Source organism: Cupriavidus sp. SIMBA_020 (genome assembly GCF_046535395.1).
Classification (GTDB): Bacteria; Pseudomonadota; Gammaproteobacteria; order Burkholderiales; family Burkholderiaceae; genus Cupriavidus; species Cupriavidus campinensis.
On sequence record NZ_JAWRWU010000008.1, the window covers coordinates 170,205 to 195,932 of the forward strand.

Here is a 25,728-nt window from a genome sequence, read left to right on the forward strand (position 1 = left end):
CATGAATTACACATTGCGGCAGTTGCGGGTCTTTCTGGCGGTGGCGGCGCACGGCAGTTTCAGCCGGGCGGCGGATGCCGTCGGCCTCACGCAGCCGGCGGTAAGCCGGGGCGTGGCTGAGCTTGAGGAAGCACTTGGCGTGCGGCTGCTGGATCGCACCACGCGCGAGGTGGTGCTGACCGATGCCGGCACGGCGCTGGTGCCGGCGCTGGAGCGGCTGCTCGGCCAGCTGGACGACACCCTCGAAGAAACCCGCCAACTGGGCGAGCGCTACCGGGGCCGCGTGGTGATCGCCAGTGCACCCACCATCTCCGCCCGCCTGATGCCGATGTATGTGGCGGAATGCGCACGCCAATACCCGGAAATCCGCCTGTTCGTGCGCGACAACGTGCAGGCCGATGGCCTCGAACAGATCCGCGCCGGCGCGGTGGACTTCGGCGTGCTGATCGATCCGATGGCGCGGGAAGGGCTGACTATCGCCCCGCTGGCCACCGATCCGTTCTGCTTCGTGTGTCGCCGGGATCACCCATTGGCGGGCGTCGAATCGGTCTCGTGGACCGCCTTGCATGGCCAGCGGCTGGTGCTGCTCGATTTCGCGTCCGGCAGCCGGCCGCTGATCGACCGGATCTTCGCGCGCCATGGCGTGGCGCCGCATGTGGTGCAGGAGCTGGGCCATTCGGCCAGCGTGTTCGGGATGGTGGAGGCGGGGATTGGGGCGTCGGTGCTGCCGTCGTTCTCGCTGCCGCTGCCGGAGGCGTCGCCGCTGGTGTCGCGCCCGCTCACGCCGCGTGAGGAGCGCAGCATCGTCATGGTCCGGCGCGAGGATCGCTCGCTCTCGCCGGCGGCGGCAGCGGTCTGGCAGATGGTCCAGACGCTGCCGATTCCAGCCGAAGCGGTACTGACTAATTAGTTAACAGCCTTATCCGATGCGCGGCGTGGCGGTCACCATGACCGCCTCCAGCGAGAAGCCGCCGTCCGGCTGTACCCGGTAGTGCTCGCGCACCTCGGCGGGCGCCTGCTGCCAGAGATGGCGGATGGCGGCCACCGCCACCTCGGGCGTGCGCATGCGCGCCACCCAGGTATCGAAATCAAGTTCGATGCGCCAGACCGGCGACACCGTCACGTCGAATCCCGCCGCCTCGCACAGCGCCGCCCACTGCGTGGGCGAAAAGTCGCGGATGTGTGACGGATCGCGCAGCAACTCCACCGACTGGAGCCACGTATCGCAGAGCGGATCGTCGGCGCCGGCAATATCGATCATCACCAGCTTGCCCTGCGGCTTCACCACGCGGCGGATCTCGCGCAGCGCGGCGGGCACGTCACGCCAGTGATGGGCGCTCATGCGGGAGACCACGGCGCAGAAGCTGGCATCGGCGAACGGCAGCGTCTCGGCCGCGCCCTGCTGCGTGGTGATGTTTGTCAGTCCTCGCTCACGTGCCGCGCCTGCCACCACGTCGAGCATGGACTGCGACAGGTCGTACGCCACCACCGTATTGGCCTGCGTCGCCGCCGCGAAGCTGGCATGGCCGGCGCCGCAGCCCAGGTCGAGCACGCGGCTGTGGCCCACCGGCTTCAGGTGGGCGAGGGCGGCCTTGAGTTGGTCGAGATCCGCGCCCTGGGCGTGGACCGCGCTGGTGAGATAAGCCTGCGCGGTGGCGCCAAACTGCGCCGCGACGAGTTCCTGCTGCTGCATGGGGTGCCTCATTGTTCTATTTGGACGGGAGAAAACTTGCCTTGGGCCCAAGGGTTCACGTACTGTAGACGGCACGTTTTCCCGGTACAAGTGACCAATTTATCCTGGTATAAGAAGCACCACTATGTCCGAGCCATCGACACCCTCATCGCGCGAAGCCGAACTCGGCGCCTTCCTGCGCGCCCACCGGGAGCGCCTCACCCCTGCCGATGTGGGCCTGCCGCCCGGACGTCGGCGCCGCACGCCGGGCCTGCGCCGCGAGGAAGTGGCGCAACTGGCCGGTCTCAGCGCCACCTGGGTGACGTGGCTGGAGCAGGGCCGGCCGGTGTCGATGTCCGCCCGCGCGCTGACCAGCCTGGCCCTGGCGCTGCGGCTCTCGCGCGCCGAGCACGCCTACCTGTTCGCGCTGGCGGGGCGTCCCGCGCCGCGCGATGACGCCGAGCCGGCCGTGCCGCCCGCGCTGCTGGCCAGCGTGCACGCCATCGCCGGGCCGGCCTATCTGCTCGATCGGCAATGGAATGCGCTGGCGTGGAACGCGGCGGCGGCCAACCTGTTTGTCGGCTGGCTCGATCCGGCCAGTACGGAGCGCAACCTGATGCGCGCGATGTTCCTGTCGCCGGCCTTGCAGGCGCTGGTCGAGGACTGGCCGCACCGGGCGGCGCGGCTGGTGGCGGAGTTCCGCGTGCACAGCCTGCGCCATGCCGAAGACCCGCCGACGCGGGCGTTGGTGGAGGGATTGCGGGCGGAGAGCGCGGCGTTTCGCACGGCCTGGGCCTCGCAGGATGTGGAGGAGCGCCAGGGCGGCCGGCGCGGGTTTCATCACCCGACGCGCGGCCTGCTTACCTTCGAACAACTGACGATGGTGCCGCCGGCCGCGCCGGGCCTGATGCTCGGCATGCTGCTGCCGGCGGCGTAGCAGCGCTGTTACTTACTTCGGCTGCATCCGGATCGCGCCGTCGAGGCGGATCACCTCGCCGTTCATCATCGTATTGACGACGATGGCGTGCACCAGCTTCGCGTATTCCGCCGGGCGGCCCAGACGCGGGGGGAACGGCACCATCCGGCCGAGCGCGTCCTGCACTTCCTGCGGCATGCCCATCAGCATCGGGGTCTCGAACAGGCCCGGGGCGATGGTCATGCAGCGCACGCCGTCGCGCGCCAGGTCGCGGGCGATGGCCAGCGTCATGCCGACCACGCCGCCCTTGGACGCCGCGTAGGCCGCCTGGCCAATCTGCCCGTCGAACGCCGCCACGGAGGCGGTGTTGATGACCACCCCGCGCTCGCCATCGGCGTCCGGCGTGTTGCGCACCATGGCGGCGGCGGCCAGCCGGATCATGTTGAACGTGCCGATCAGGTTCACACGCACGGTCTTCTCGAACGAGGCGAGCGGGTGCGGGCCATCCTTGCCGACCGTCTTGGCCGCCACGGCGATCCCCGCGCAGTTGACCAGCCCGGCCAGCCGGCCCAGCTTCAGCGCCGCATCGACAGCCGCCTGGCCATCCGTTTCGGACGCCACATCGCACTTCACGAACTGGCCGCCCAGTTCCTCGGCCAGCGCGGTGCCAGCCGCCTCGTTCAGGTCGGCGATGACGACCTTGCCACCGGCTTGCGCCAGCATCCGCGCGGTGCCCGCGCCCAGCCCCGATGCGCCGCCGGTGACAATGAATACGTTGTTCTGGATGTCCATCCGCCTGTCTCCTTGGTTTGCTGTGGTCAGATTGCCGTTTACGTTAACGTAAATTGAGCGTTATGGGAAAGCCGGGGGAGAAAAAACGAAGGCACGAACGAAAAAAGGCGACCCGGAGGTCGCCTTTTCTTTTCGGGTGCAGCGGTGTGGCGCGCTTACTTCAGCGCTTCGAACACGGAGGCCGTGATCTTGTCCACATCGCCCACGCCCACGATCTTGCGGTACTTGGGCGGCGACACCTTGGCCGACGCATCACCGTTGGCGGCCCAGTTCGAGTAGTAGTCGACCAGCGGACGGGTCTGCTGCGAGTACACGTCCAGGCGCTTGCGCACGGTCTCTTCCTTGTCGTCGTCGCGCTGGATCAGCGCTTCGCCGGTCACGTCGTCCAGCATGTCCTGCTTGGGCGGGTTGAACTTGACGTGATAGGTGCGGCCCGAGGCCACGTGCACGCGGCGGCCGCTCATGCGCTCGATGATGGCGTCGAACGGCACGTCGATCTCCAGCACGTAGTCGATGGCCACGCCGGCTTCCTTCATCGCCTCGGCCTGCGGAATGGTGCGCGGGAAGCCATCGAACAGATAGCCCTTTTCGCAGTCGCAGTCCTTAAGACGGTCCTTCACCAGGCCGATAATGATGTCATCGGACACCAGCCCGCCCGCGTCCATCACCTTCTTGGCTTCGATGCCCAGCGGCGTACCGGCCTTCACCGCGGCGCGCAGCATGTCGCCCGTGGAGATTTGCGGAATGCCGAACTTTTCGCAGATGAACTTGGCTTGCGTGCCTTTGCCGGCGCCAGGTGCGCCCAACAGGATCAAACGCATTTACGGGTCCTCAGAACAATTTGAATTCGGTCTTGCGGGGGTATCGAAGGAGGGTAACGCCGCAACTTGACGCAGGACTTACGCCGGCGGGTAATGCCGGCGTCACGTCTTGGTTGGCGCCCGGGCGCACTCGGCTGCCGAATGGCAGCGGGGCTCACGGTCTGGCTCGCTTTCTCTATCTCCCCACCGAGCCTTGTGCGGACGCGTTGCACACGCGCCCACGGGCTCTGTATCGGCAAGCATTATGCCACGGGCAGTACGGTTCGGATTCCGTTCAGGTTGCAGCAGTATGAACTTCCGTGCAGGAATACTGTCACGGACCTTCCTGCGCCACGCTGCCGGCCCACAGGGCGCGCACCCGTTCGAGGTCGGCCTGGGTGTCCACGCCGGGGGCGGGTGCCGCCGCCGTCACCAGCACACCGATCCGCTCACCGTGCCACATCGCGCGTAGCTGCTCCAGGGCCTCGGTCTGCTCGATCGGGGCGACGGCCAGCGTCGGAAACCGGCGCAGGAAGCCAGCCCGGTAGGCATAGAGGCCGATATGGCGCAGCACCGGCATGGCCGGCAGCGGCACGGTGGCGCTGGCCGCCGGCTGCGTGGGCACGGCGGTCCAGGCGTCGCGCGCCCACGGAATCGGCGCGCGCGAGAAATACAGCGCCCGGCCGAGGTTGTCGCACACCACCTTCACCACGTTCGGATTGAACACCTCCGCCACGTCATCGAGCGGATGCGCCGCCGTGGCGATCGCGCAATCGGGATGGGCGGCCAGATACAGCGCCACCTCGTCGATCAGGTTCGGGTCGATCAGCGGTTCGTCGCCCTGCACATTGACCACGATGTCGTCGTCGGCCAGGCCCAGCAGGGTGGCCACTTCGGCGAGGCGGTCGGTGCCGGACGGATGGTCGGCGCGCGTGATCACCGCCTCCACACCGTGCGCGGCGCAGGCTTCGGCCACGGCGGCGGCATCGGTGGCCACCACGGTACGGCGCGCGGACGAGGCGTGGGCGCGTTCGGCCACGCGCACGATCATCGGGTGCCCGCCAATATCGGCAAGCGGCTTGTTCGGCAGGCGCGTCGAGGCGAGCCGGGCCGGAATCACGACGGTAAAGGCGGGAATGCTCATCGCGGGAAAACTCAGTTGCCAGCGGCCGGGGCGGACGGCTCCACGGGCACCACGCGGCCCGGCACGGTCTGGCGGGCTTCATCGGCCAGCATGACCGGAATGCCGTCGCGGATGGGGTAGGCCAGCTTGTCCGCGTGGCAGATCAGTTCCTGCGCGGCGCGGTCGTATTCGAGCTTGGCCTTGCAGAGCGGGCAGACGAGGATTTCAAGCAGCCGGTTGTCCATCGTGGGATTCCTTGTCGAGCCCGGTCGTCGCCCCGTTTGCTGCGGGGGCGGCTTGCCCCACGGTGACGGGCGTGGCGAGAGCCGGGTTGCGCGCCTGCACGGCGCGGCGGATTTTGTCGATCAGGCCCGCGTCGATCACGGGCGTGGTGGGGACGACCCAGATGCGCGGGTCGTCGAAGCGGTCGCATTTTACGGCATCCTTTTCGGTAATCAGGATGACGTCGGCATCGAGCGCCGCCGGGTGGTCCGCGAACGGGTCCTCGGCAAAGTCGTAGTGGTCCGGCAGCGGCAGCGTGGCAGGCTGGAGCCCGGCGCCGCGCAGGCTGGCGAAGAACCGTTCCGGATTGCCGATGCCGGCCGCGGCCAGCACGCGCCGCCCCGCGAAGGCGGAGAGCGGGCGCACCATGGCCGGGTCGCTCAGCTGCCAGGCATCGTCGAGTTCCAGGCGCATGCCGTAGACATCGGGTTTGTCCGGCGTGGCGCGGAAGTGGGGGTCGTTGATCAGCGTGGCGTCGCGCGGGCGGGTCAGCGGCTCGCGCAGCGGGCCGGCCGGCAGCAGCATGCCGTTGCCGCCCATGCGGGTGTCGAACATCACGATCTCGAAGTCGCGCTGGAGCTTGTAGTGCTGCAGGCCATCGTCGAGCAGCAGCACGTTCACGCCGGGGTGGGACACCAGCATGGTCTGCGCGCACAGCGCGCGGTCCGGATAGACCCAGACCGGTACGTCGGTGGCCCGCGCGATCAGCAGCGGTTCGTCGCCCACCTGGCTGGCCTGCGAGGTGGGTTTCACGCGGCGCGGATGCTTCAGCGACACGCCATAGCCGCGCGAGACCACGCCGGGCCGCAGCCCCGCCTCGGTCAGCGCGCGCGCCAGCGCAATCACGGCCGGCGTCTTGCCGGTGCCGCCCACCGTGACATTGCCCACCACGATCACCGGCATCGGCATCCGCGTGGATTGGAACCAGCCGTTGAGGTAGCCGTGGCGGCGCACCCGGGCAATCAGGCCGAACAGCAGCGAGGCCGGCCACAGCAGCCACGCGAACCAGCCGCGGCGCTGCCACTGGGCGGTGACGAAGTCGGCTACGGCGTGTCGGGGAGCGGGCATGCGGGCGGCGGAGGCGACGATAGGGCGGACGGAATTCGGCAACGGCGCGCCGGCTGGCGCCCCATCGATCAGTATGCAGACATTATGGGCATTGCGCGGCGCACGCCGCAAGCCCGGTGCGGATGGTACACCAGGTACACCAGCGGCCCGGCGCCGCCGGCGTGGGCCGCTGGGGATGCAACCTCAGGTCAGCGCGGCTGGGTGCTCTGCGTGGCAAAGGTCAGGCGCGACAGACCGGCCACACGTGCGGCTTCCATCACATTGATAACGGCCTGATGGCTCGCCTGGGCATCGGCATTGACGATGACCACGGGCGGCGGGCCATTGCCGATGGGACCGGCCGCGTTGCGCAGCTGGTCGGCCAGGCTCGTCACGTCCTTCTGTTCGAGCACCTGCTTGTTGACCGAGTAGACGCCACGGGCCGAGACCGACACGACGATCTCGCTCGGCCGTTGCTGGGCCCGCTCGGCGTCGGCGGTCGGCAGCTGGATCTGCAGCTCGGTGTAGCGCGAATAGGTGGTCGTGATCATCAGGAAGATCAGGATCACGAGCAGGACGTCGATGAGCGGGATCAGGTTGATCTCGGGCTCCTCGCGCCGCTGGCGGGAACGGAAATGCATGGCGGCCCCCCGCGGCTCAGGCCCGCCGCTGGGGCAGGATCGCGTCGAGGAACGTGGTGGCGCGGAATTCCAGTTCGGCCACGTAGTCGTCCACGCGGCGGCGGAAGTAGCGCCAGAAGATCAGCGCCGGAATGGCCACGATCAGGCCGAAAGCGGTGTTGTACAGCGCCACCGAGATGCCGTGTGCCAGTTGCTCGGGGTTGGCGCCGGTGCCGCCCTGGCTGCCGAAGATCTCGATCATGCCGATCACGGTGCCGAGCAGGCCCATCAGCGGGGCCACCGAGGCAATCGTGCCGAGCGCGTTCAGGTAGCGCTCCAGCTCGTGCGCCACGGCGCGGCCGGCTTCCTCGACGACATCCTTGGCGGCATCGCGCGAGGTATGCGGCTGCAGCACCACATGGCGCAGGCCGGCGGCCAGCACGCGGCCCAGCGGGGAATTCTTTTCGAGATTGTTCACCACCTCGGGCGTGGCCTTGCGCTGCTGGGCGGCCGACAGGGCCTCCTCGTACAGGCGGGCCGGCAGCACCTTGCTGCGCTTGAGGGTGAGGAAACGTTCGACGATCAGCGCGAGGGCAATGATCGAGGCGAGCAGCAGTGGCCAGATCGGCCAGCCGGCCGCTTGAATGATGGAAAACACGTGGACCCCCGAAATCTACAGAACCAACAGACCCGAAACGGACAGCGAGGTACCGGTGCGGTACCGCCAATGCGCGGCAGCCTTTGTTGCGCACCGATGGACCGGCGCGCCGCGGCAATGCTCGAAAAATGCAGGCGCCACTCTAACCCGCCCCTCGGCGCGCGGCAAGACACTCGCGCGCGTGCTGTCTCAGGCGCGCATCGGCCCGCCCCAGGCGGCTTGTGCGGCTGTCTGTGCGGCTGTCTGTGCGGCTTTCCACATTGGCGCGGGACAGTGCTGTGGACGGGTTGTGGAAAGCTGCCTGAAAAGCGGGCTAAGCCCTTGATTGGAAAGGGTGTCCGGAGTGTTGCATAAAAAGCAGGCAAACGCCGCGGGTGCGCGATGCACCCCGGCGGCGCGGGAGCGCGGATGCCGGCGCGGCGCCACTGTCCACAGCCGGGCGGGACAGGACTGTGGACCCGCTGTGGACAGCGTTCTGAGAAGCGGCCTAAGCCGTTGATCCATAACGGGGATCGAGGTCCTGCCTAAAAACCGGGCAAACGCGTGATTGGGGGGAGGAAGGTGGCCGAAGCGGCCCCTCGCACCGACCGCGCGACGAAAGTCGACCGCTTTCCACATGGATGCGGGACAGTACTGTGGATCGGCTGTGGATAAGCGCCGGACAAGCGGTCTAAGTCATTGATCAATATAGGTTTTCGTGCGATTGCTGAAAAATCAGGCAGTTTTGGTGCGCTGCGGCATTGCGGTGAGGGTGGGGCGACACCATTCCCGCCACCTGTTGCTGTAGCGCAAGCCGCGCGCAGCGGCAGAAGTTCTCCACAGGCAAAACGCTTGACAAATCGATTATCCAGAACTTCTGTGGATAACTTTGTGAACAAGATGCGGTCGCTGGCCGTAAGTCGTTGACGCGTAAGGTTTTCTCTTACATTGCCTGTTTTTTGGTCCGACCCGATTCCTCATAAGAATCAAAGGCTTGTACGGATGGATGCGGCAATCCGAGCGATCACCACGGCGCGGGGTGAACCACTTGACACAGCGGGTATGCTGTGGACATGTCCATTCCACGCCGCCTGTGCGGCCGTGCGCCATGCCCGACTTTGAGAACGTTCCGCGCAACCTGCCGCCCGCCATGCCCGCGCGGACCCGAGAGGTGATCCCGGTCAGCGAACTGAACCATGCGATTGCCGGCGTGCTCGAGCGCAGCTTTCCGCTGGCCTGGGTGCGGGGAGAAATCTCAAACTTCACGCGTGCGGCGAGCGGCCACTGGTATTTCTCGCTCAAGGACGCCCGCGCGCAGATCCGCTGCGTGATGTTCCGGGGGCGCAACCAGCACGTGGATTTCGCCCCGCGCGAAGGGGAGGCGGTGGAAGTGCGCGCGCTGGTGTCGATGTACGAGGCGCGCGGCGAGCTGCAACTGGGCGTGGAGGCGATGCGCCGCGCCGGCATGGGCAATCTTTACGAGGCTTTCCTGCGTCTCAAGGAAAAACTTGCCCAGGCCGGTCTGTTCGATACCGAACGCAAACGACCCATTCCGAGCCACGCGCGCACGATTGGCGTGATCACCTCGCTCCAGGCCGCGGCCATGCGCGACGTGCTGACCACGCTCCAGCGCCGCGCGCCCCATGTGCCGGTCATCGTCTATCCGGTGCCGGTGCAGGGCGCCGGCGCGGCGGAGAAGATCGCCGCCATGCTCGATATTGCCAGTGCGCGGCGCGAATGCGACGTGCTGATCCTGTGCCGGGGCGGTGGCAGCATCGAGGATCTCTGGTCGTTCAACGAGGAAGTGGTGGCGCACGCGATTGCGCGCAGTGCGGTGCCGGTGGTGTCCGGCGTGGGCCACGAGACCGATTTCACGATTGCCGACTTCGTGGCCGATGTGCGCGCCCCCACGCCCACGGGCGCGGCGGAACTGGTCAGCCCGGACCGCGCGCACCTGCTGCAGGCGGTGCGCCGCGCGCGCGATGCGCTGGCGCAATCCCTCGACCGGCAGATGGAACGCCGCGCGCAGCACCTGGAATGGCTGGCGCGGCGGCTGCGCAGCCCGCAGGCGCAGTTGCAGGAGCGGCGCGCCCGGGTCGACAATCTGGCCCGGCACTTGCGTGCAGCCCTGCGCGACACGGTCTCCGCGCAGCGCCATCGGCAGGACGTGCTGGCGATGCGCTGGCGCGCGTGCCGCCCCGACGTGGCGGCTGCGCAGGCCGACCTGGGCCGGCTGGCCGCGCGGCTGGAAGCCGCCGCCGTGCGCCGCCACGAGCGCGAGAGCCAGCGGCTGGGCCGCGTGGCCGGCGCGCTGGAGTTGCTGGCGCCGCAGCGCACGCTGGAGCGAGGCTACGCGGTGCTGCTGGACCAGCGTGGCCGGGCGCTGCGCTCGCCGGCCGAACTGCGCGCCGGCAGCGTGGTGGAGGCGCATCTGGCCGACGGCGTGGCGGATCTGGAGATCGCCGGCGTGCAGGCCAAGCTGGCGGCATTTTGAGTCCTGCCGGGCCGGGATGGGACTGATTCTCAATCGACCCGCCATTGTCTTCCGCGCAAACTAACATGAGTCCAGGGGGCATTCCGCCCGCGTTTGCGCGGGTCTGGCAAGTCACCTACAATCGGCAACTCCCCACCCCAAACCTAGAGACAGAACAATGGAACACAAGCTCCCCCCGCTCCCGTACGCGCATGATGCCCTGGCTCCGCACATCTCCAAGGAGACCCTGGAGTTCCATCATGACAAGCACCACCAGACCTACGTCACGAACCTGAACAACCTGATCAAGGGCACCGAGTTCGAGAACGACACGCTGGAAGCCATCGTGAAGAAGTCGTCGGGCGGCATCTTCAACAACGCTGCCCAGGTGTGGAACCACACGTTCTACTGGGAATCGATGAAGCCCAACGGCGGTGGCCAGCCGACCGGTGCGCTGGCAGATGCCATCAACGCCAAGTGGGGTTCGTTCGACAAGTTCAAGGAAGAGTTCACCAAGACCGCCGTGGGCACCTTCGGCTCCGGCTGGGCCTGGCTGGTGAAGAAGACCGACGGTTCGCTGGACCTGGTCTCCACCTCCAACGCCGCCACGCCGCTGACCACTGACGCCAAGCCGCTGCTGACCTGCGACGTGTGGGAACACGCCTACTACATCGACTACCGCAATGCCCGTCCGAAGTACGTGGAGGCATTCTGGAACGTGGTGAACTGGGACTTCGCGTCGCAGAACTTCGCCTGAATCCAGGTTCCGCAAGCGTGACAAATTCGTCACGAAGGCGGTAGGAAAAGGCCCCGTCACGGGGCCTTTTTTGCGTCTGCGGCCCCCGCCCGGGAACACCCGTGCGGCAACGCCTGCACATAGTAAATCTCCTACAATAGCGAGAAGAGCGAAGGTGACAGGCGGTAGTAATCCCAGGAGGCAAGATGAGTGCGTGGTCGCAATCGACGTTGGCCCAAAGCCCGCGGGACAGCAAGGAGCGCGTGGTCTACGTGGTCGATGACGACGAGGCGGTCCGGCTCGCCCTGAGCGGGCTGCTGCGCTCCACCGGCCTGCGCGTGGAGACCTTCGAATCGTCGCAGGAATTCCTGGCCTTTACCAAGCATGACGCGCCAAGCTGCCTGATTCTCGATGTCCGGCTGCGCGGCGAAAGCGGCCTCGCCTTCCAGGAGCAGATCGCCAAGAGCGGCGTGCGCATGCCGATCGTGTTCATGACCGGTTATGGCGATATTGCGATGACGGTGAAGGCCATGAAGGCTGGCGCGGTCGATTTCTTCGCCAAGCCGTTCCGCGACCAGGACATGCTGGACGCGGTGGCCAACGCCCTGGCCCGTGACGGCGAGCGGCTGGCCGCCGAGCAGTCGGTGGCGGGCCTGCGCACGGCCTACGAATCGCTGACCCCGCGCGAGCGTGAGGTGCTGGTGTTCGTGGTGGCCGGCCTGATGAACAAGCAGATTGCCTATGAGATGGATCTCACGGAAGTCACCGTGAAGATCCACCGTGGCCGGGTCATGAAGAAGATGGGCGCGCGCTCGGTGGCCGATCTGGTCCGCAAGGCCGAGTCACTGGGCGTCCAGCCGCAGCCGCGCAAGCCGGCCTGAGCGGGCGCAACGCTCCAGAATTCGTCGATTTACGATGGCAGGTCCAGCGCCACGCTGAGCCAGTGGGCGATGGCGTCCGGGTCCACCGGCTTGTCGAGCACGGCCAGCGCGCCGTTTTCGGCCGCGCGGGCCTTGAGGTCTGCCGTGGGGAAGGCGGTGATGAAGATGGTCGGCGGCGCATGGCCGAGCGACAGGATGCGCTCATGCATCGCCACGCCGGACATGCCGGGCATCATCACGTCGGAGATCAGGCAGGCGGTGACGGCAAGCAGGTCCGATTGCAGGAACTCCTCCGCCGATGCGAACAGGCGGGTCTGCCTGCCGAACGAGCGCACCAGGCTCTCCGTCGCGAGGCGGACCGCCTCTTCATCGTCGACAATCGACACAATCTGATCAGAAGACAAAAGATCGACCTCGACCCTTGGGGATGGAAATGGCACGCGGCAGGCGTGCACCTGCGCATGAATGTGTTGACGTTTCCAGCGTAGCGCTCATGCCTGCGGCGGAGCATTATACAAACGTATTACGCCTCGCCCGATGGCCTCGGGTAATACCCGAGTATGACGTTGCGCATCCTAGGTAGGACGTGCCGCTACCCGTCCGCAGAATAGTTTTACGCCCCTCCGGCACGTAACCTTGTGTCATGGCCGGTGCGAGTGCGCAGTGCACCCGCAGACTGCCGGCACGCTTGATAGGGGGGCCATCAAATGCATCAGACGGTGACATCTCAGTGTGGTTTTCGCGTGGGAACGGCCAATCGCGCCGACGCGCTGTCCAGCTGCTTCGCCACCAGCTACGCCGGCATCATCGCGTTCATGGCGGTGGCCACGGAGGGCAGCTTTGTCCGCGCCGGCGAGCGGCTGGGCATCGGCCGTTCGGCGGTTTCCCGCAGCGTGCAGAAACTGGAAGAGCAGCTAAGCACCCGCCTGTTCCTGCGCACCACGCGCACCACGAACCTGACCCGCGAGGGCGAGCGCTTCTTCGAGAACTGCAACCTCGGCGTGACCCAGATCGTCGGCGCCATGAACGACATGCTCGACCTGCGCAACGGCCCGCCGCGCGGCATGCTGCGTGTCTGCTCCACCGTGGGCTTCGGCCGCAAGGTGGTGGCGCCGCTGCTGCTCAAGTTCTCCGAGGCCTACCCCGAGATCTCGGTGGATCTGCTGCTCGATGACCGGCCCGCCAACTTCGCTGCCGACCAGGTCGACGTGGCGTTCCGCGACGGCTATATCGAGGACTCCAGCATCATCGCCAAGCAGCTGATTCCGATGCAGATGGTGGTCTGCGCGGCGCCGGCCTATGTCCAGAAGCGCGGCCTGCCGGCCACGCTGGACGAACTCGGCCAGCACGACTGCATCAACCAGCGCTTTACCGGCGGGCGGGTGGCCGAGTGGGAATTCAAGGTGGACGGCCAGTTGCGCAAGGTGCTGCCGACCGCCCGGCTGACCTTCAACGATGCCGACCTCGTGCTCCAGGCCGTGCGCGATGGCCGGGGCATCGCCCAGATGCCGGCGCACCAGGTGTCCGACTACCTCGCGCGCGGGGAACTGGTCATGGCCCTGCACCAGCATGTGCCGAGCGACCGCGGCCACTACATCAGCTACCTGTGCCGCCAGCACCTGCCCACGCGCATCCGGGTGTTCGTCGATTTCATGACCGAGCAGATCCGCGCGCTCGACCTGCTCCAGCTGGCCGGAGGCGACGCCGCCCCGGAGCGGCTGGCGGCCTGACGCAAAATGTGATCGATTGCGCATGCGCCATCACGCCGGGCCCGGCCTCCCCGCTGGCCTGCGCGTTCCGCTGTACCGGCCAGCGCACACCCCATGGCGTCCGGTTCACCTTGGTATATGCTGACGCAGATCCATAACGTTTGTCGGCGCCAATGGGTAACAGACTGCACGTCCTGTGGGACGACGGCGAACGCGTGTTCTGTCGAGACCAGCTTCCGGGCGAGGGCGGCGGCCACGCGGTGCTGCTGGCACGCCCGGCGGCGGAACACCCTTTGCCCGCCACGCTGGACCGCCTCGCGCACGAGTTCGCGCTCCGGGACGAACTGGACGGCGCCTGGGCGCTGCGCCCGCTGGAGCTGTTGCGCGACGGCGGGCGGACCGTGCTGATGCTCGACGATCCGGGCGGCGAGCCGCTCGCGGCGATGCTGGGCACGCCGATGGATGCCGGCACCTTCCTGCGCCACGCCACCGGCATCGCCCTGGCGCTCTGCAAGCTGCACCAGCGCGGTCTGGTCCACAAGGACCTCAAGCCCACCCATATCCTCGTGAACTGCGCCGACGGCCAGTCCCGGCTGACCGGCTTCGGCCTCGCCTCGCGCCTGCCGCGCGAGCGCCAGGCCCCGGAACCGCCCGAGACCATCGCCGGCACGCTGGCCTATATGGCGCCCGAGCAGACCGGGCGGATGAACCGGTCGATCGACTCGCGCAGCGACCTCTACGCCTTCGGCATCACCCTCTACGAAATGCTGACCGGCGCGCTACCCTTCACGGCGACGGACGCCATGGAGTGGGTGCACTGCCATATCGCCCGGATGCCGCCGTCGCCCCGCATGCGGGTGGAGACCGTGCCGGCCGCGCTGTCGCGCATCGTCATGAAACTGCTGGCCAAGACCGCCGAGGAGCGCTACCAGACCGCCGCCGGGGTCGAGCACGACCTGCGGCGCTGCCTGGAAGACTGGGAGCGCCAGCGCCGCATCGAGGACTTTCCGCTCGACGAGCACGGCACGCGCGACCGCCTGATGATCCCCGAGAAGCTGTACGGGCGCGAGCAGGAGGTCGACACCATGCTCTCGGCCTTCGCCCGCATCATCCGCACCAGCACGCCGGAACTGGTGCTGGTGTCCGGCTACTCGGGCATCGGCAAGTCCTCGGTGGTCAACGAGCTGCACCGGGTGCTGGTGCCGCCGCGCGGGTTGTTCGCCTCCGGCAAGTTCGACCAGTACAAGCGCGATATCCCGTACTCGACACTGGTGCAGGCGTTCCAGAGCCTGGTGCGCACGCTGCTCGGCAAGCCCGACACGGAGCTGGCGCGCTGGCGCGGTGCGCTGCTGGAGGCGCTGGAGCCCAACGCCCGGCTGGTGACGGACCTGATTCCCGAGCTGAAGCTGATCATCGGCGAGCCGGAACCGGTGCCGGACCTGGAGCCGCAGCAGGCCCAGCAGCGCTTTCTGCTGGTGTTCCGGCGCTTTATCGGCGTGTTTGCCCAGCCGGAGCACCCGCTGGCGCTGTTCCTCGATGACCTCCAGTGGCTGGACGCCGCCACGCTCGACCTGATCGAGGATGTGCTGGTCCGTTCCGACCTGCGCCACCTGATGCTGGTGGGCGCCTACCGGGACAACGAGGTCGATGCCACCCATCCGCTGACCGGCAAGCTGCTGGCCATCCGCAACGCCGGGGTCAAGATCGATGACATCAAGCTGGCGCCGCTGAGCCGCGCCCACATCGAGCAGCTGTTTGCCGAGTCGCTCCATTGCGAACGGGCGCGCATCGCGCCGCTGGCACAGCTGGTGGAGGACAAGACCGCCGGCAACCCGTTCTTCGTGATCCAGTTCCTGCAGGCGCTGGTGGAGGAGGACCTGCTGGCCTTCGACCACGACGCGCGGCAGTGGACCTGGGACCCCGACCGCATCCACGCCAAGGGCTACACCGACAACGTGGTGGACCTGATGGTCGGCAAGCTGGCCCGCCTGCCGGCCGAGACCCAGCAGGCGTTGCAGCAGCTGGCCTGCCTCGGCAACGTAGCCGAGATGGCGACCCTGAGCACCGTGCTGGGCGTGCCGGACGCGCAGGTCCACGCGGCGCTGTGGGAGGCCGTCCGCCAGGAGCTGGTCGAGCGGGCCGATGGCGCCTATGCCTTCGCGCATGACCGGGTCCATGAGGCGGCCTACCTGCGGATTCCGGAAGCCTCGCGCGCCGCCGCCCATCTGCGCGTGGGCCGGTTGCTCGCCGCCCAGACGCCGCCGGAGACGCTCGACGAGGCCATCTTCGAGATCGCCGGCCAGCTCAATCGCGGGGCGGCGCTGATGACCGAGCCGGACGAGCGCGAGCGGCTGGCGGCGCTGAACCTGATGGCCGGGCAGCGCGCCAAAGCCTCCACGGCCTACGCCTCGGCGCTGGCCTACCTGAGCACGGGGGCGGAGCTGCTGGGCGACGAAGGGTGGGCGCACCGCCACGCGCTGCGCTTTGCGCTGGAGCAGCACCGGGTGGAATGCGAGTTCCTGACCGGCCAGCTGGATATCGCGGACGCGCGCCTGGGCGCGCTGACCCCGCGCGCCACCACCACAGTCGAGAAGGGCCGGGTCGCCTGCCTCCAGATGGACATCTGCCTCGTGCTCGACCAGAGTGACCGCGCGGTGGCCGTGTGCCTGGACTACCTGCGGCATGTCGGCATCGAATGGACGCCTCACCCGGACGACAACGCCGTCCGGCGCGAATACGACGAGATCTGGACCCGCCTCGGCGACCGCCCCATCGAGGCATTGATCGACCTGCCGCTGATGGACGACGCGGCGTCCCTCGGCACCGTGGAGGCGCTGAGCAAGCTGTTCGCGCCCGCCCTGCAGACCGATGCCAACCTGGCTTGCCTGACCATCTGCAAGGCGGTCAGCCTCAGCATGGAGCGCGGTAATTGCGATGCGTCCTGCGTGCTCTACGCCAATGTCGGCCGGGTGGCCGGGCGGCGATTTGGCGACTATCAGGCCGGCTTCCGCTTTGGCCAGCTGGGCTGCGAACTGGTGGACCGGCGCGGCCTCACGCGCTTCGAGGCCAAGACCTACCTCTGTTTCTCGATCTTCGTCATGCGCTGGCTGCGGCCGGTGCGCGAGTGCCAGCCGCTGCTGCGCCGCGCGTTCGCGGCGGCGAACCGCATCGGCGACCTGCCGTACGGCGCCTACGCGGGCAACAGCCGCAACTCGGACATGATCTTTGCCGGCGAGCCGCTGGCCGAGGTGCAGGTGGAGGCCGAGCGCGGGCTGGCCTACGCCGAAAAGGTGCGCTTCGGGCTGGTGATCGACTTTATCGCCACGCAGCTGGCGCTGGTGCGCATGCTGCGCGGCCTGACGCCGGTCTTCGGCAGGCTGGATGGCGAGCCATTCGAGGAGGCGCGCGTCGAACAGCATCTGGCGGCCAGCCCGGACCTCGCGCTGGCCGAGTGCTGGTACTGGACCCGCAAGCTCCAGGCGCGCTACCTGTGTGGTGATTACGTCACCGCCATGGCCGCCGCCGCGCGGGCGCGGGCGCTGCTCTGGACTTCGTCCTCGTTTTTCGAGGAGGCGGAATATCACTGCTACGCCGCGCTGGCCCAGGCCGCCGCCTGCGACAGCGCCCCGGCGGACGAGCGCCAGCCCCATCTGGACGCGCTGGCCGCGCATCACCGGCAACTCGCGCACTGGGCCGAGCACTGCCCGGAGAACTTCGCGGACCGCGCCATGCTGGTCGGCGCCGAGATCGCCCGTGTGGAAGGCCGTCTGTTGGATGCCGAGCATAGCTACGAGCAAACCCTCGACGCGGCGCAGGCGAGCGGCTTCGTCCACATCGAGGCGCTGGCCAACGAACTGGCGTCGCGCTTCTACGCGGCGCGCGGGCTGGGGAAAATCGCCCGGATCTACCTGCAGGATGCGCGCTACGCTTACCTGCGCTGGGGCGCCGATGGCAAGGTGCGGCATCTGGAGGCCCAGTATCCGTACCTGCGCACCGAAGACCCCGTGCCCGGCCCGACCACCACCATCGCCACGCCGGTGGAGCACCTCGACCTGGCGACCGTGCTCAAGGTGTCTAAGGCTGCCTCGGGCGACATCGTGCTGGAGAACCTGATCGACATGATCATGCGCACGGCCATCGAGCAGGCCGGCGCCGAACGCGGCTTGCTGGTGCTGTCGGGCGCGGGGGAGCACCGGGTGGCGGCGGAAGCCACCACCGGCACGGATGCCACCCAGCTTCAGTTGCGCGACGTGCCGGCCAGCGCGGAGATGCTGCCGGAGTCACTGCTGTTCCATGTGCTGCGCACCCGGGAAAGCGTGGTGCTGGACGATGCGGCGGCCGATTCGCCGTTCGCCACCGACCCCTATGTGCGCCAGCATCGCGCCCGCTCGATCCTGTGCCTGCCGCTGATGAACCAGGCGCGGCTGACTGGTGCGCTCTATCTGGAGAACAATCTCACGGCGCGCGCGTTCAGTCCGGCACGGATCGCGGTGCTGAAGCTGGTGGCCTCGCAGGCCGCCATCTCGCTCGAAAACGCGCGGCTGTACCGCGACGTGGCCGAGCGGGAGGCGAAGATCCGGCGGCTGGTGGAGGCCAATATCATCGGCATCATTGTCTGGAACGTGGCCGGCGACGTGCTGGAAGCCAACGACGCCTTCCTGCGCATGGTGGGCTACGCGCGCGAGGATCTGGTCTCCGGCCGGGTGCGCTGGCGCGACCTGACCCCGCCGGAGATGCGCGCGGACAGCGAACGTGCGCTGGCCCAGTGCGAGCAGTCCGGGCACGCCGCGCCATTCGAGAAGGAGTACATCCGCAAGAATGGCACGCGGGTGCCGGTCATCGTCGGCCTGGCTTCCTTCGGCGCCGGCCGGCAGGAGGGCGTGGCGTTCGTGCTTGACCTGACCGAGCGCAAGCAGGCCGAAGAGCGCGTGCGCGAGGGCGAGCGGCGCTACCGCGAGGTGCAGACCGAGCTGGCGCACGCCAACCGGGTGGCGACCATGGGACAGCTGGCGGCGTCGATCGCGCACGAGGTCAACCAGCCGATTGCGGCGACGGTGACCAACGCCCAGGCCGGGCTGCGCTGGCTGGGCGCGCAGCCGCCCAATGTCAACGAGGTGGGGGAGGCGCTGACCCGCATCGTCAAGGACGCCAACCGGGCGGGCGATGTGCTCGGGCGCATCCGCCAACTGATCAAGAAGTCGCCGCCCCGCAAGGAGCCGGTGGACATGAACGCGGCAATCCGCGAGGTGGTGGAACTGACCCGTGGCGAAGCCGCCAAGGGCCTGGCCACGGTGGAGACGGCGCTGGCGGACGGCCTGCCGCACATCGAGGGCGATCGTGTCGAACTGCAACAAGTGCTGCTCAACCTGATCGTCAACGCGCTGGAGGCGATGGGCGGCGTCAGCGACGGCGGCCGGCATCTGGTGATCCGCACCGCGTCCGCCGAGAACGGCTGCGTGAGCGTCGCCGTGTGCGATTCGGGGCCGGGCTTCGGCGCCGACAGCGCCGAGCGCGTGTTCGCCCCGTTCTACACCACCAAGGCCACCGGGCTGGGGATGGGGCTGTCGATCTGCCGCTCGATCATCGACGGCCACGGCGGCCGGCTGTGGGCCAGCCCCAACACCCCGCGCGGCGCCGTGGTCCAGTTCACGGTGCCCGCGCGGCAGGCGGCCTAGCCTGGCTGGGCAGGGGGAAAACAAAAACCGGGGCACGAGGCCCCGGTTTTTTGTCGACGGTAGATTACTGCGACATCACAGCGACTGCAGGAACGCGACCACCGCGTCGCGGTCGGCCTTGGGCAGCGCCTCGAACTGGGTGCGGCTGCTGTCGGCCTCGCCGCCGTGCCAGAGGATGGCTTCCAGCATCGAGCGTGCGCGGCCGTCGTGCAGCAGACGCACGTTCTGGTCGCCGCCCTGCACGAAGCGCAGCGAGCCGACGCCCCACAGCGGCGCGGTACGCCACAGGTTCGGCGCGGCGTTGGCTTCGCGCAGCGAGTCGGCCAGGTTCGGGCCCATGTCGTGCAGCAGCAGGTCCGAGTACGGGTGGATGGTCTGGTTGCGCAGCTCGGCAAACGGGTGCGTATTGCCGGTCTGCATCGTCGCCGTGTGGCAGGCCACGCAGCGGACCTGGTTGAACAGGGCCGCGCCGCGTGCGATCAGGGGCGGGTCCACGTCATGCTCGGGCGACACGCGGATGCCGTCCGGGAAGCCGCTGCGCAGGCTGCGCTGGGCCGGCACGCCGATCAGCGACAGGTAGTGCGTGAGCCGTTGCAGTTCGCCCTCCGTCACCGAGGTGGCCGAGGCGCTCCGGCAGTCCGGCGCGCCGCGCTGGCAGCCGCGCGTCGGGAACGTCGGCGAGGTCACGCCCATGTCCTTGATCAGCGCATCGCCCACCTGATGGCGCAGGCTGGCCTTCGACGCCTTCCAGCCAAAGCGGCCCAGGTGCGTCTTGCCGGTTTCCGGATCGACGATCCAGTTCGGGATGCCGCGCACGCCGTCGCCGTTGGCGTCGTTCGGGTCGGCCTGGGCCAGGATGGTGGTCTCGGCCAGCGCCTCGATCAGGCCCATGCCGATCACCTGCGGCGCCTGCCGCGCGGAGAACTGCGCGGGCGTGGGGCCCTTGAAGGCGAACACCGGCTTCACCAGTTCCACGCGCTCGCCGTCAGGCAGCGTGCGCACGGTCTTGTCGAGCGCCTGGAGCGTGACGTCGAACGGCGTCGCCGTCGGGTCCTGGGCGTGCTGCTGCACGTTGTAGCCGTAGGTCGGATCCGCCTTGCCATCGGCGCCGTTGGTCAGCATCGACATGGTGTCGAGCTTCGCCCCGATGCTGGCGGCCACGCTGCGGCCGTTGTTCGTATGGCACTCGATACAGCGCGGCTGGTTGTAGCGCGGGCCGAGCTGGCCGATGTGGGCCGTGAAGACCGGGTTGTCGGCGTCGTGCTCCGAGTGCTTGCCGTCCAGGAACGAGGTGTGGAACAGCCGGCGGCCCTCCACGAAACGCTGCGTGTTGACGATGCCGATGTTGTTCGCCATCTGCTGGAACACGCGCATCGGCTCCTCGGAGTAGTTGTACGAGATGCTGGCCTGGCCGCCGAGCAGCGTCTCTTCGGGCAGTGGCTCCGAGTCGAGGTTCGGGGCGATGCCGTACCACGGGCGCATGCCCACGCCCACCACGTAGAGTTGCTCGAACGAGTAGTAGCGGCTGCCGCCGCCGTCCACCACCGGGTCGCGCTTGAGGCGCGGCGCCGGCGCCAGCTCGACCTTGTCGCCGATCTTGAGCGGGCTGTGCGGATCGGTACGCCAGTTCGAGTCGAAGGACATCATGCAGTCCTCCTTCGGCTGGGCTTCGCGGCAGATCGGCAGGCCGCCTTCCTTCGGATTGTTGAAGCCGTAGTTCAGGGACCAGCCGTAGTCGCGCACCTCGGGGTTCAGGATGTTGCGGAACAGGCTGAACGTGGTGCCGTCGAAGATGCCCTGGTTCACGCGCAGGTACACGTCCACGCGCGAGATGCCGGCCGGCACGTGATCGTGGATCTCGAGGCCGAAGGTGCGGTTCTGGAAGTAGAACGTCGGGAAGGTCAGGTAGCGGCCCGGGCCTGCGTCGGGGGCGTCCCACGCCTCGCCGCGCTCGCGCGCGTGGCGCTCGGTCGGGCGCGAGCCCATCATCGTGACCAGCGTGCCGTCAGGCTGGCGGTACTGGATCTGCTCGTTCATCGGCGTATCTGCCGAGAACAGCGGCGTGTAGCCCAGGGTATCGCCGGCCGGCGTGCCCGAGGGCGCGCCGTCACCGCCGCCGCCACAGGCGGCCAGCAGCAGGGCGGCGGAAACGCAGACGGACAGGGCGGATAGACGCGATAGGCGCGATAGACGCGATCGGCGAGACGTGGCGCGATGCCCGTCGCCCCCCGGTTGAGGGCGTGGTGTAAGGACCTGCATGGTGTTGACCCCTTCGTTTTTGTTGAACATCTTCCCGTTGCTGCCGGCGGTCACTCTTCGGTGCCGCTCGTGTTTATCGCCGGAACGATGACAAGTACATGACAAACGTCATGTATTGACATGGGCCGGCGCCCTGGCCGCATCGTCGATGCGCAGGGCTGCCCCTACTTAATGGGGGTGAAAGTTAGCAAATGTGAACGGGAAAGTGTGGGCGACGTAGAGGGGTGTCGCGTTGGCGTCACACCGCCAACGCAAGAAGCGTGTACTCAAAAGCGTCAATGCGAGTCCACGCGAGACAAATGAGGGGCAGGGCGATCAGGCGGAGGGCGCTTCACCGCCGCGCTCGGCCAGGATCTGCCGGATGGCCTGCTCGAACGCCTCGGGCGCCTGGCCGCCGGTGACGAGGTAGCGGTTGTCGAAAATGATCGACGGCACGGACGTGATGCCCATGGCCTGGGACTGCTGCTCCTCGGCGCGGACTTCCTCGGCAAAGTCGTCGCTGTCCAGCACGGCGCGCGCCGCGGCGGCGTCGAGCCCGGCCGACTGGGCGGCTTCCACCAGCACGGCGTGGCCGCTTGGGTCCTTGCCCTCGCCGTGATAGGCGCGCAGCAGGGCCGCCTTCAGCGCCAGTTGCTTGCCTGGCTCCTGCTGGCCCGCCCACTGGAGCAGGCGATGGGCATCGAAGGTGTTGTAGACCCACTCGCGCGGGCCGAACGTGAAGCCCACCTCGGCGCCGCGCGCGCGGATCATCGCCTGGGTCTCGGCGATCTGCGCCGGCGTGCGGCCGTACTTCTTGCTGATGTAGCCGACGATGTCCTCGCCCTCGGGCCCCATCTGCGGGTTCAGTTCGAACGGGTGGACGACGATCTCGGCATCCACGGCGTCGCCCAGGCGGGAGAGCGCGACCTGGAGCGAGGACAGGCCGATCGCGCACCAGGGGCAGGCGATGTCGGAAACGAAGTCGATACGGAGGGGTTGGGCTTGGGTCATGGCAATCCTGTGCGGCGCGCGAAAGAGGCGATGGCCGACAGGGTAGCCCGATTCGCCGCCCCTTGCAGGCGGCGGGTATTAGGTCACGGAGGGACGGGCGGGGCTACAGCCCCACGATCGACTGTCCGGGCACGTGCCCGTCGATGATTTCGGTGCCGGCCTGTACCGCCGCGCGGCGTGCGCCGCCCAGGCTGTCCCACTGGCGGGCCAGCATCGGAAAGACCCGCACCAGGGCCGATACCGGATCGGTCCCTTCGCGGCAGATCACCACGGAGGCACTGTAGGTGCGGTCCGGGCGGCGTTCGTACCATTCGTGCGTCGCGGCATGTGTGTAGACCAGCGGGTAGATGTCGTACCCTTTGTAGCTGGCGCTCGGTGAAGTGTCCATGGCCGCCTCCGGGAAAGTGGATGGGCCCACTTTACGCGCAATTCCGCGCCAAAACAGGCGCGGCCCGGGATTATTTCGCGTGGCTTTCCGAAAGATGCCCCGGGCGCGCTTTACGGCCGCCAGGCCGCGCCGCGCCTTACCCGCGCGGCGATTCCTCGGCGATGTTGAACTGCTCCTGCAGCGCGCGGATCTTCGGCGCCAGCGCCTCGAGGCAGGCCGCGCCGCTCTCGCCCTCCATCTTCGAGACGCTCCAGTTGCAGCCGTCCCCATCCGGCGCGTGCCAACAGACATCGCCGAAGCAGCATCCCTTGCACGCCGGCAGCTTCTCCTGTTCGGCGCGGATCATCGCGCGGACTTCGGCCTTGTTCTTGATCTGTCTCGACATGTCCCCTCCTGGTGGGCATCGGGCGCCCGGTTTTGTGGTGATGGGATAGTTATAGTGCATACGGCGCATTCGGATTCGCGCGGGATGGGGGGTCTGTCACCGACTTTTCGCGCCGGTGTGCTAGCGTCGCGCGCTGGCGCACATCGTGTCGATCGTCGACGAAGGGACAGGGGGTTTATGCAATCCGGCATTGTCGAATCCGGCTATGGTTCCGATCCGGTGGGGCTCGTCAGCGGGTTCCTGTTCGAGCCGGGGCAGCCGCCGCGCGAGATTCCGTCCACCGAGGCGGTGGCCTGGCTGCAGCGCCAGGATGCCGGGGTGCCCCATGCCCGCCCCCACGACGGGCCGTTCCTGTGGCTGCATTTCAACCTGTCGCACAGCGCCTGCGAGCGCTGGATGAAGACCCACCTCGGCCTGCCCGACGATTTCTTCGAGGCGCTGCGCCAGGGCTCGCACTCCACGCGCATCGAGCGCCAGGAAGACGCGCTGCTGGCCGTGGTCAACGACGTGATCTACAACTTCGGCGTGACCTCGACGGACATCTCCACCCTCTGGGCCAATGCCGATCACCGCCTGCTGGTGACCGCCCGCATGCGCCCGCTGCGCTCGGTGGACAAGCTGCGCGCCGCCGTGCGCCGGGGTGAGGACTTTCGCTCCCCGCTGGATCTCGTCGTGCATCTGCTGCGCGATCAGGCCGACGTGCTGGTACAGATCGTGCGTGAAACCGGGGTCAGTGTGGACCAGATCGAAGATCGGCTGCTCGCCCAGCGGCTGCAGGGCAACCGGGCCGACCTGGGCGCCATGCGGCGCGGCCTGGTGCGGCTGCAGCGCCTGCTGGCGCCCGAGCCCGGCGCGCTGTTCCGCCTGCTGAACCGCCCGCCGGCCTGGCTGCGCGAGGCTGATCTGCAGGCGCTGCGCGAATCCACCGAGGAATTCTCGCTCGTGCTTGATGACCTGGCCGCATTGGTGGAGCGGATCAAGCTGCTGCAGGAAGAAATCGCCGCCAAGCTCAACGAGCAGACCAACCGCACGCTGTTCACGCTGACGCTGGTGACCGTGCTGGCGCTGCCAATCAATATCGTCGCCGGCTTCTTCGGCATGAACGTGGGCGGCATTCCGCTGGCCGACCATCCGCACGGCTTCTGGGTGCTGGTGGCGGTAGTGGGCAGCTTTTCGGTGCTGGCCGGGCGGTGGGCGTTTCGCAAGCAGGCAGAGTGACCCGCACCACGCAAATTCATGCAATTGCCATGGGTCAGGCGTACGATATTTGCCGATAGCCGATGCAGCGACGTGACGGAGAAATGCCATGGATTACAACGACGAAGCGCTGATCCGGCGCATCCACCGCGAGGTGGCGGACTACTACGACGAGGAACTGGAACTGGAGCTCGAAGACCGGGACCCCGCGCTGATCCAGAGCCTGCTGGCGCGCGAATCGGGTGGTCCCGGCGATAACTCGGGCGTGACCGACAGCGAGGACGAGCGCGCTGAACGTCACATGTATTTCCGCGAACTGTTCCGCCTGCAGGGCGAACTGGTGAAGCTGCAGAGCTGGGTGGTGGCCACCGGCCACAAGGTGGTGATCCTGTTCGAGGGGCGCGACGCCGCCGGCAAGGGTGGGGTGATCAAGCGCATCACGCAGCGGCTGAACCCGCGCGTGTGCCGGGTGGCCGCACTGCCGGCGCCCAACGACCGCGAGCGCACGCAGTGGTACTTCCAGCGCTATGTGTCGCACCTGCCGGCCGCGGGCGAGATGGTGCTGTTCGACCGCAGCTGGTACAACCGCGCCGGGGTGGAGCGCGTGATGGGTTTCTGTACCGACGACCAGTACGAGGAGTTCTTCCGCTCGGTGCCGGAGTTCGAGCGCATGCTCGTGCGCTCGGGCATCCAGGTCGTCAAGTACTGGTTCTCGATCTCGGACGAGGAGCAGCACCTGCGCTTCCTGAGCCGCATCCACGATCCGCTCAAGCAGTGGAAGCTGAGCCCGATGGACCTGGAGTCTCGCCGCCGCTGGGAGGACTACACCCGGGCGAAGGAGATCATGCTCGAGCGCACCCATATTCCGGAGGCGCCGTGGTGGATCGTGCAGGCCGTGGACAAGAAGCGCGCGCGCCTGAACTGCATTCGCCACCTGCTGGGGCAGATGCCGTACGTGGAGCCGTCGCAGCCGGTGATCGTGCTGCCCGAGCGCGAGCGCCACGCCGACTACACGCGCCAGCCGGTGCCGGACGCGATGATCGTGCCGGAAGTCTACTGACCGGATCGGCAGGATCGGCACCCCCGATCCGCCAGATCTGATGCCAAAGCGGCAAAAACGACAGAACGCGACAAATCCTGACAATT

22 protein-coding genes are annotated in these 25,728 nt (G+C 67.8%); 9 read left to right on the plus strand and 13 right to left on the minus strand.

Going from position 1 to position 25,728, the window contains the following annotated elements:
- Position 1: 1 nt before the first annotated feature.
- Positions 2-910: a LysR family transcriptional regulator gene (locus tag SB751_RS17260; RefSeq protein WP_144197321.1), complete on the plus strand. Its 909-nt coding sequence runs from the start codon at positions 2-4 to the stop codon at positions 908-910.
- Positions 911-919: 9 nt separating this feature from the next.
- Here the strand turns inward: SB751_RS17260 and SB751_RS17265 are convergent, their stop codons facing one another.
- A complete protein-coding gene (locus SB751_RS17265) occupies positions 920-1,693 on the minus strand; it encodes a class I SAM-dependent methyltransferase (protein WP_144197322.1) in 774 nt (257 codons plus the stop codon).
- A 124-nt stretch (positions 1,694-1,817) separates the two neighbouring features.
- On the opposite strand from SB751_RS17265, the gene SB751_RS17270 reads away from it, so the two are divergent.
- Positions 1,818-2,609, plus strand: a complete 792-nt coding sequence (locus tag SB751_RS17270) for a helix-turn-helix transcriptional regulator (protein WP_250025069.1) — start codon at positions 1,818-1,820, stop codon at positions 2,607-2,609.
- 12 nt (positions 2,610-2,621) lie between these two features.
- On the opposite strand, the gene SB751_RS17275 is transcribed toward SB751_RS17270, so the two are convergent.
- From SB751_RS17275 to SB751_RS17305, 7 genes are all read right to left on the minus strand, one after another.
- Positions 2,622-3,380: a 3-hydroxyacyl-CoA dehydrogenase gene (locus SB751_RS17275; protein WP_144197324.1), complete on the minus strand. Its 759-nt coding sequence runs from the start codon at positions 3,378-3,380 to the stop codon at positions 2,622-2,624.
- A 155-nt stretch (positions 3,381-3,535) separates the two neighbouring features.
- Positions 3,536-4,201 carry an adenylate kinase gene (gene adk, locus SB751_RS17280; protein WP_250025070.1) on the minus strand — a complete coding sequence of 222 codons (666 nt, stop codon included), beginning with the start codon at positions 4,199-4,201 and terminating at the stop codon, positions 3,536-3,538.
- A 313-nt stretch (positions 4,202-4,514) separates the two neighbouring features.
- The gene (gene kdsB / locus SB751_RS17285) at positions 4,515-5,324 is read right to left on the minus strand and encodes a 3-deoxy-manno-octulosonate cytidylyltransferase (RefSeq protein WP_211944086.1); all 810 of its coding nucleotides are present in this window, start codon (positions 5,322-5,324) and stop codon (positions 4,515-4,517) included.
- Between the two features lie 11 nt (positions 5,325-5,335).
- The gene (locus tag SB751_RS17290; protein WP_092298073.1) at positions 5,336-5,548 is read right to left on the minus strand and encodes a Trm112 family protein; all 213 of its coding nucleotides are present in this window, start codon (positions 5,546-5,548) and stop codon (positions 5,336-5,338) included.
- Positions 5,529-6,653: a tetraacyldisaccharide 4'-kinase gene (lpxK, locus tag SB751_RS17295; RefSeq protein ID WP_211944087.1), complete on the minus strand. Its 1,125-nt coding sequence runs from the start codon at positions 6,651-6,653 to the stop codon at positions 5,529-5,531. The genes SB751_RS17290 and lpxK overlap by 20 nt, the downstream gene beginning before the upstream one ends.
- A 188-nt stretch (positions 6,654-6,841) precedes the next feature.
- Positions 6,842-7,273 (minus strand): ExbD/TolR family protein, encoded by a 432-nt coding sequence (locus tag SB751_RS17300; RefSeq protein WP_144197328.1) that lies wholly within the window; start codon positions 7,271-7,273, stop codon positions 6,842-6,844.
- A gap of 16 nt (positions 7,274-7,289) precedes the next feature.
- Positions 7,290-7,910, minus strand: coding sequence for a MotA/TolQ/ExbB proton channel family protein (locus SB751_RS17305; RefSeq protein WP_144197329.1), 621 nt, complete (start codon positions 7,908-7,910; stop codon positions 7,290-7,292).
- A 1,087-nt stretch (positions 7,911-8,997) separates the two neighbouring features.
- Between SB751_RS17305 and xseA the strand changes: the two genes are divergently transcribed.
- The 3 genes from xseA to SB751_RS17320 all read left to right on the plus strand — a co-directional run bounded on the left by xseA (position 8,998) and on the right by SB751_RS17320 (position 11,979).
- On the plus strand, positions 8,998-10,383 hold the full coding sequence (xseA, locus tag SB751_RS17310; protein WP_246118942.1) for an exodeoxyribonuclease VII large subunit: 1,386 nt from the start codon (positions 8,998-9,000) through the stop codon (positions 10,381-10,383).
- 157 nt (positions 10,384-10,540) lie between these two features.
- Complete coding sequence (locus SB751_RS17315) at positions 10,541-11,119, plus strand: superoxide dismutase (RefSeq protein ID WP_144197330.1); 579 nt, start codon at positions 10,541-10,543, stop codon at positions 11,117-11,119.
- Positions 11,120-11,304: 185 nt separating this feature from the next.
- Positions 11,305-11,979, plus strand: coding sequence for a response regulator transcription factor (locus SB751_RS17320; RefSeq protein ID WP_144197331.1), 675 nt, complete (start codon positions 11,305-11,307; stop codon positions 11,977-11,979).
- A gap of 29 nt (positions 11,980-12,008) precedes the next feature.
- Here SB751_RS17320 and SB751_RS17325 read toward each other — a convergent pair whose 3' ends face one another.
- On the minus strand, positions 12,009-12,383 hold the full coding sequence (locus tag SB751_RS17325; protein WP_144197332.1) for a response regulator transcription factor: 375 nt from the start codon (positions 12,381-12,383) through the stop codon (positions 12,009-12,011).
- Positions 12,384-12,686: 303 nt separating this feature from the next.
- Between SB751_RS17325 and SB751_RS17330 the strand changes: the two genes are divergently transcribed.
- Complete coding sequence (locus SB751_RS17330; RefSeq protein ID WP_211943878.1) at positions 12,687-13,709, plus strand: LysR family transcriptional regulator; 1,023 nt, start codon at positions 12,687-12,689, stop codon at positions 13,707-13,709.
- Between the two features lie 152 nt (positions 13,710-13,861).
- Positions 13,862-19,363, plus strand: coding sequence for an AAA family ATPase (locus SB751_RS17335; protein ID WP_410748245.1), 5,502 nt, complete (start codon positions 13,862-13,864; stop codon positions 19,361-19,363).
- 75 nt (positions 19,364-19,438) lie between these two features.
- Here SB751_RS17335 and SB751_RS17340 read toward each other — a convergent pair whose 3' ends face one another.
- From SB751_RS17340 to SB751_RS17355, 4 genes are all read right to left on the minus strand, one after another.
- Positions 19,439-21,652, minus strand: coding sequence for a di-heme oxidoredictase family protein (locus SB751_RS17340; RefSeq protein ID WP_186296814.1), 2,214 nt, complete (start codon positions 21,650-21,652; stop codon positions 19,439-19,441).
- 285 nt (positions 21,653-21,937) lie between these two features.
- Positions 21,938-22,612 carry a DsbA family oxidoreductase gene (locus SB751_RS17345; RefSeq protein WP_410748246.1) on the minus strand — a complete coding sequence of 225 codons (675 nt, stop codon included), beginning with the start codon at positions 22,610-22,612 and terminating at the stop codon, positions 21,938-21,940.
- Between the two features lie 103 nt (positions 22,613-22,715).
- A complete protein-coding gene (locus tag SB751_RS17350; RefSeq protein WP_144197335.1) occupies positions 22,716-23,000 on the minus strand; it encodes a hypothetical protein in 285 nt (94 codons plus the stop codon).
- A gap of 136 nt (positions 23,001-23,136) precedes the next feature.
- Positions 23,137-23,385: a hypothetical protein gene (locus SB751_RS17355; protein ID WP_144197336.1), complete on the minus strand. Its 249-nt coding sequence runs from the start codon at positions 23,383-23,385 to the stop codon at positions 23,137-23,139.
- Positions 23,386-23,562: 177 nt separating this feature from the next.
- Between SB751_RS17355 and SB751_RS17360 the strand changes: the two genes are divergently transcribed.
- Positions 23,563-24,603: a transporter gene (locus tag SB751_RS17360; protein WP_144197337.1), complete on the plus strand. Its 1,041-nt coding sequence runs from the start codon at positions 23,563-23,565 to the stop codon at positions 24,601-24,603.
- Positions 24,604-24,691: 88 nt separating this feature from the next.
- Complete coding sequence (ppk2, locus tag SB751_RS17365) at positions 24,692-25,642, plus strand: polyphosphate kinase 2 (RefSeq protein ID WP_144197338.1); 951 nt, start codon at positions 24,692-24,694, stop codon at positions 25,640-25,642.
- Positions 25,643-25,728 lie beyond the last annotated feature (86 nt).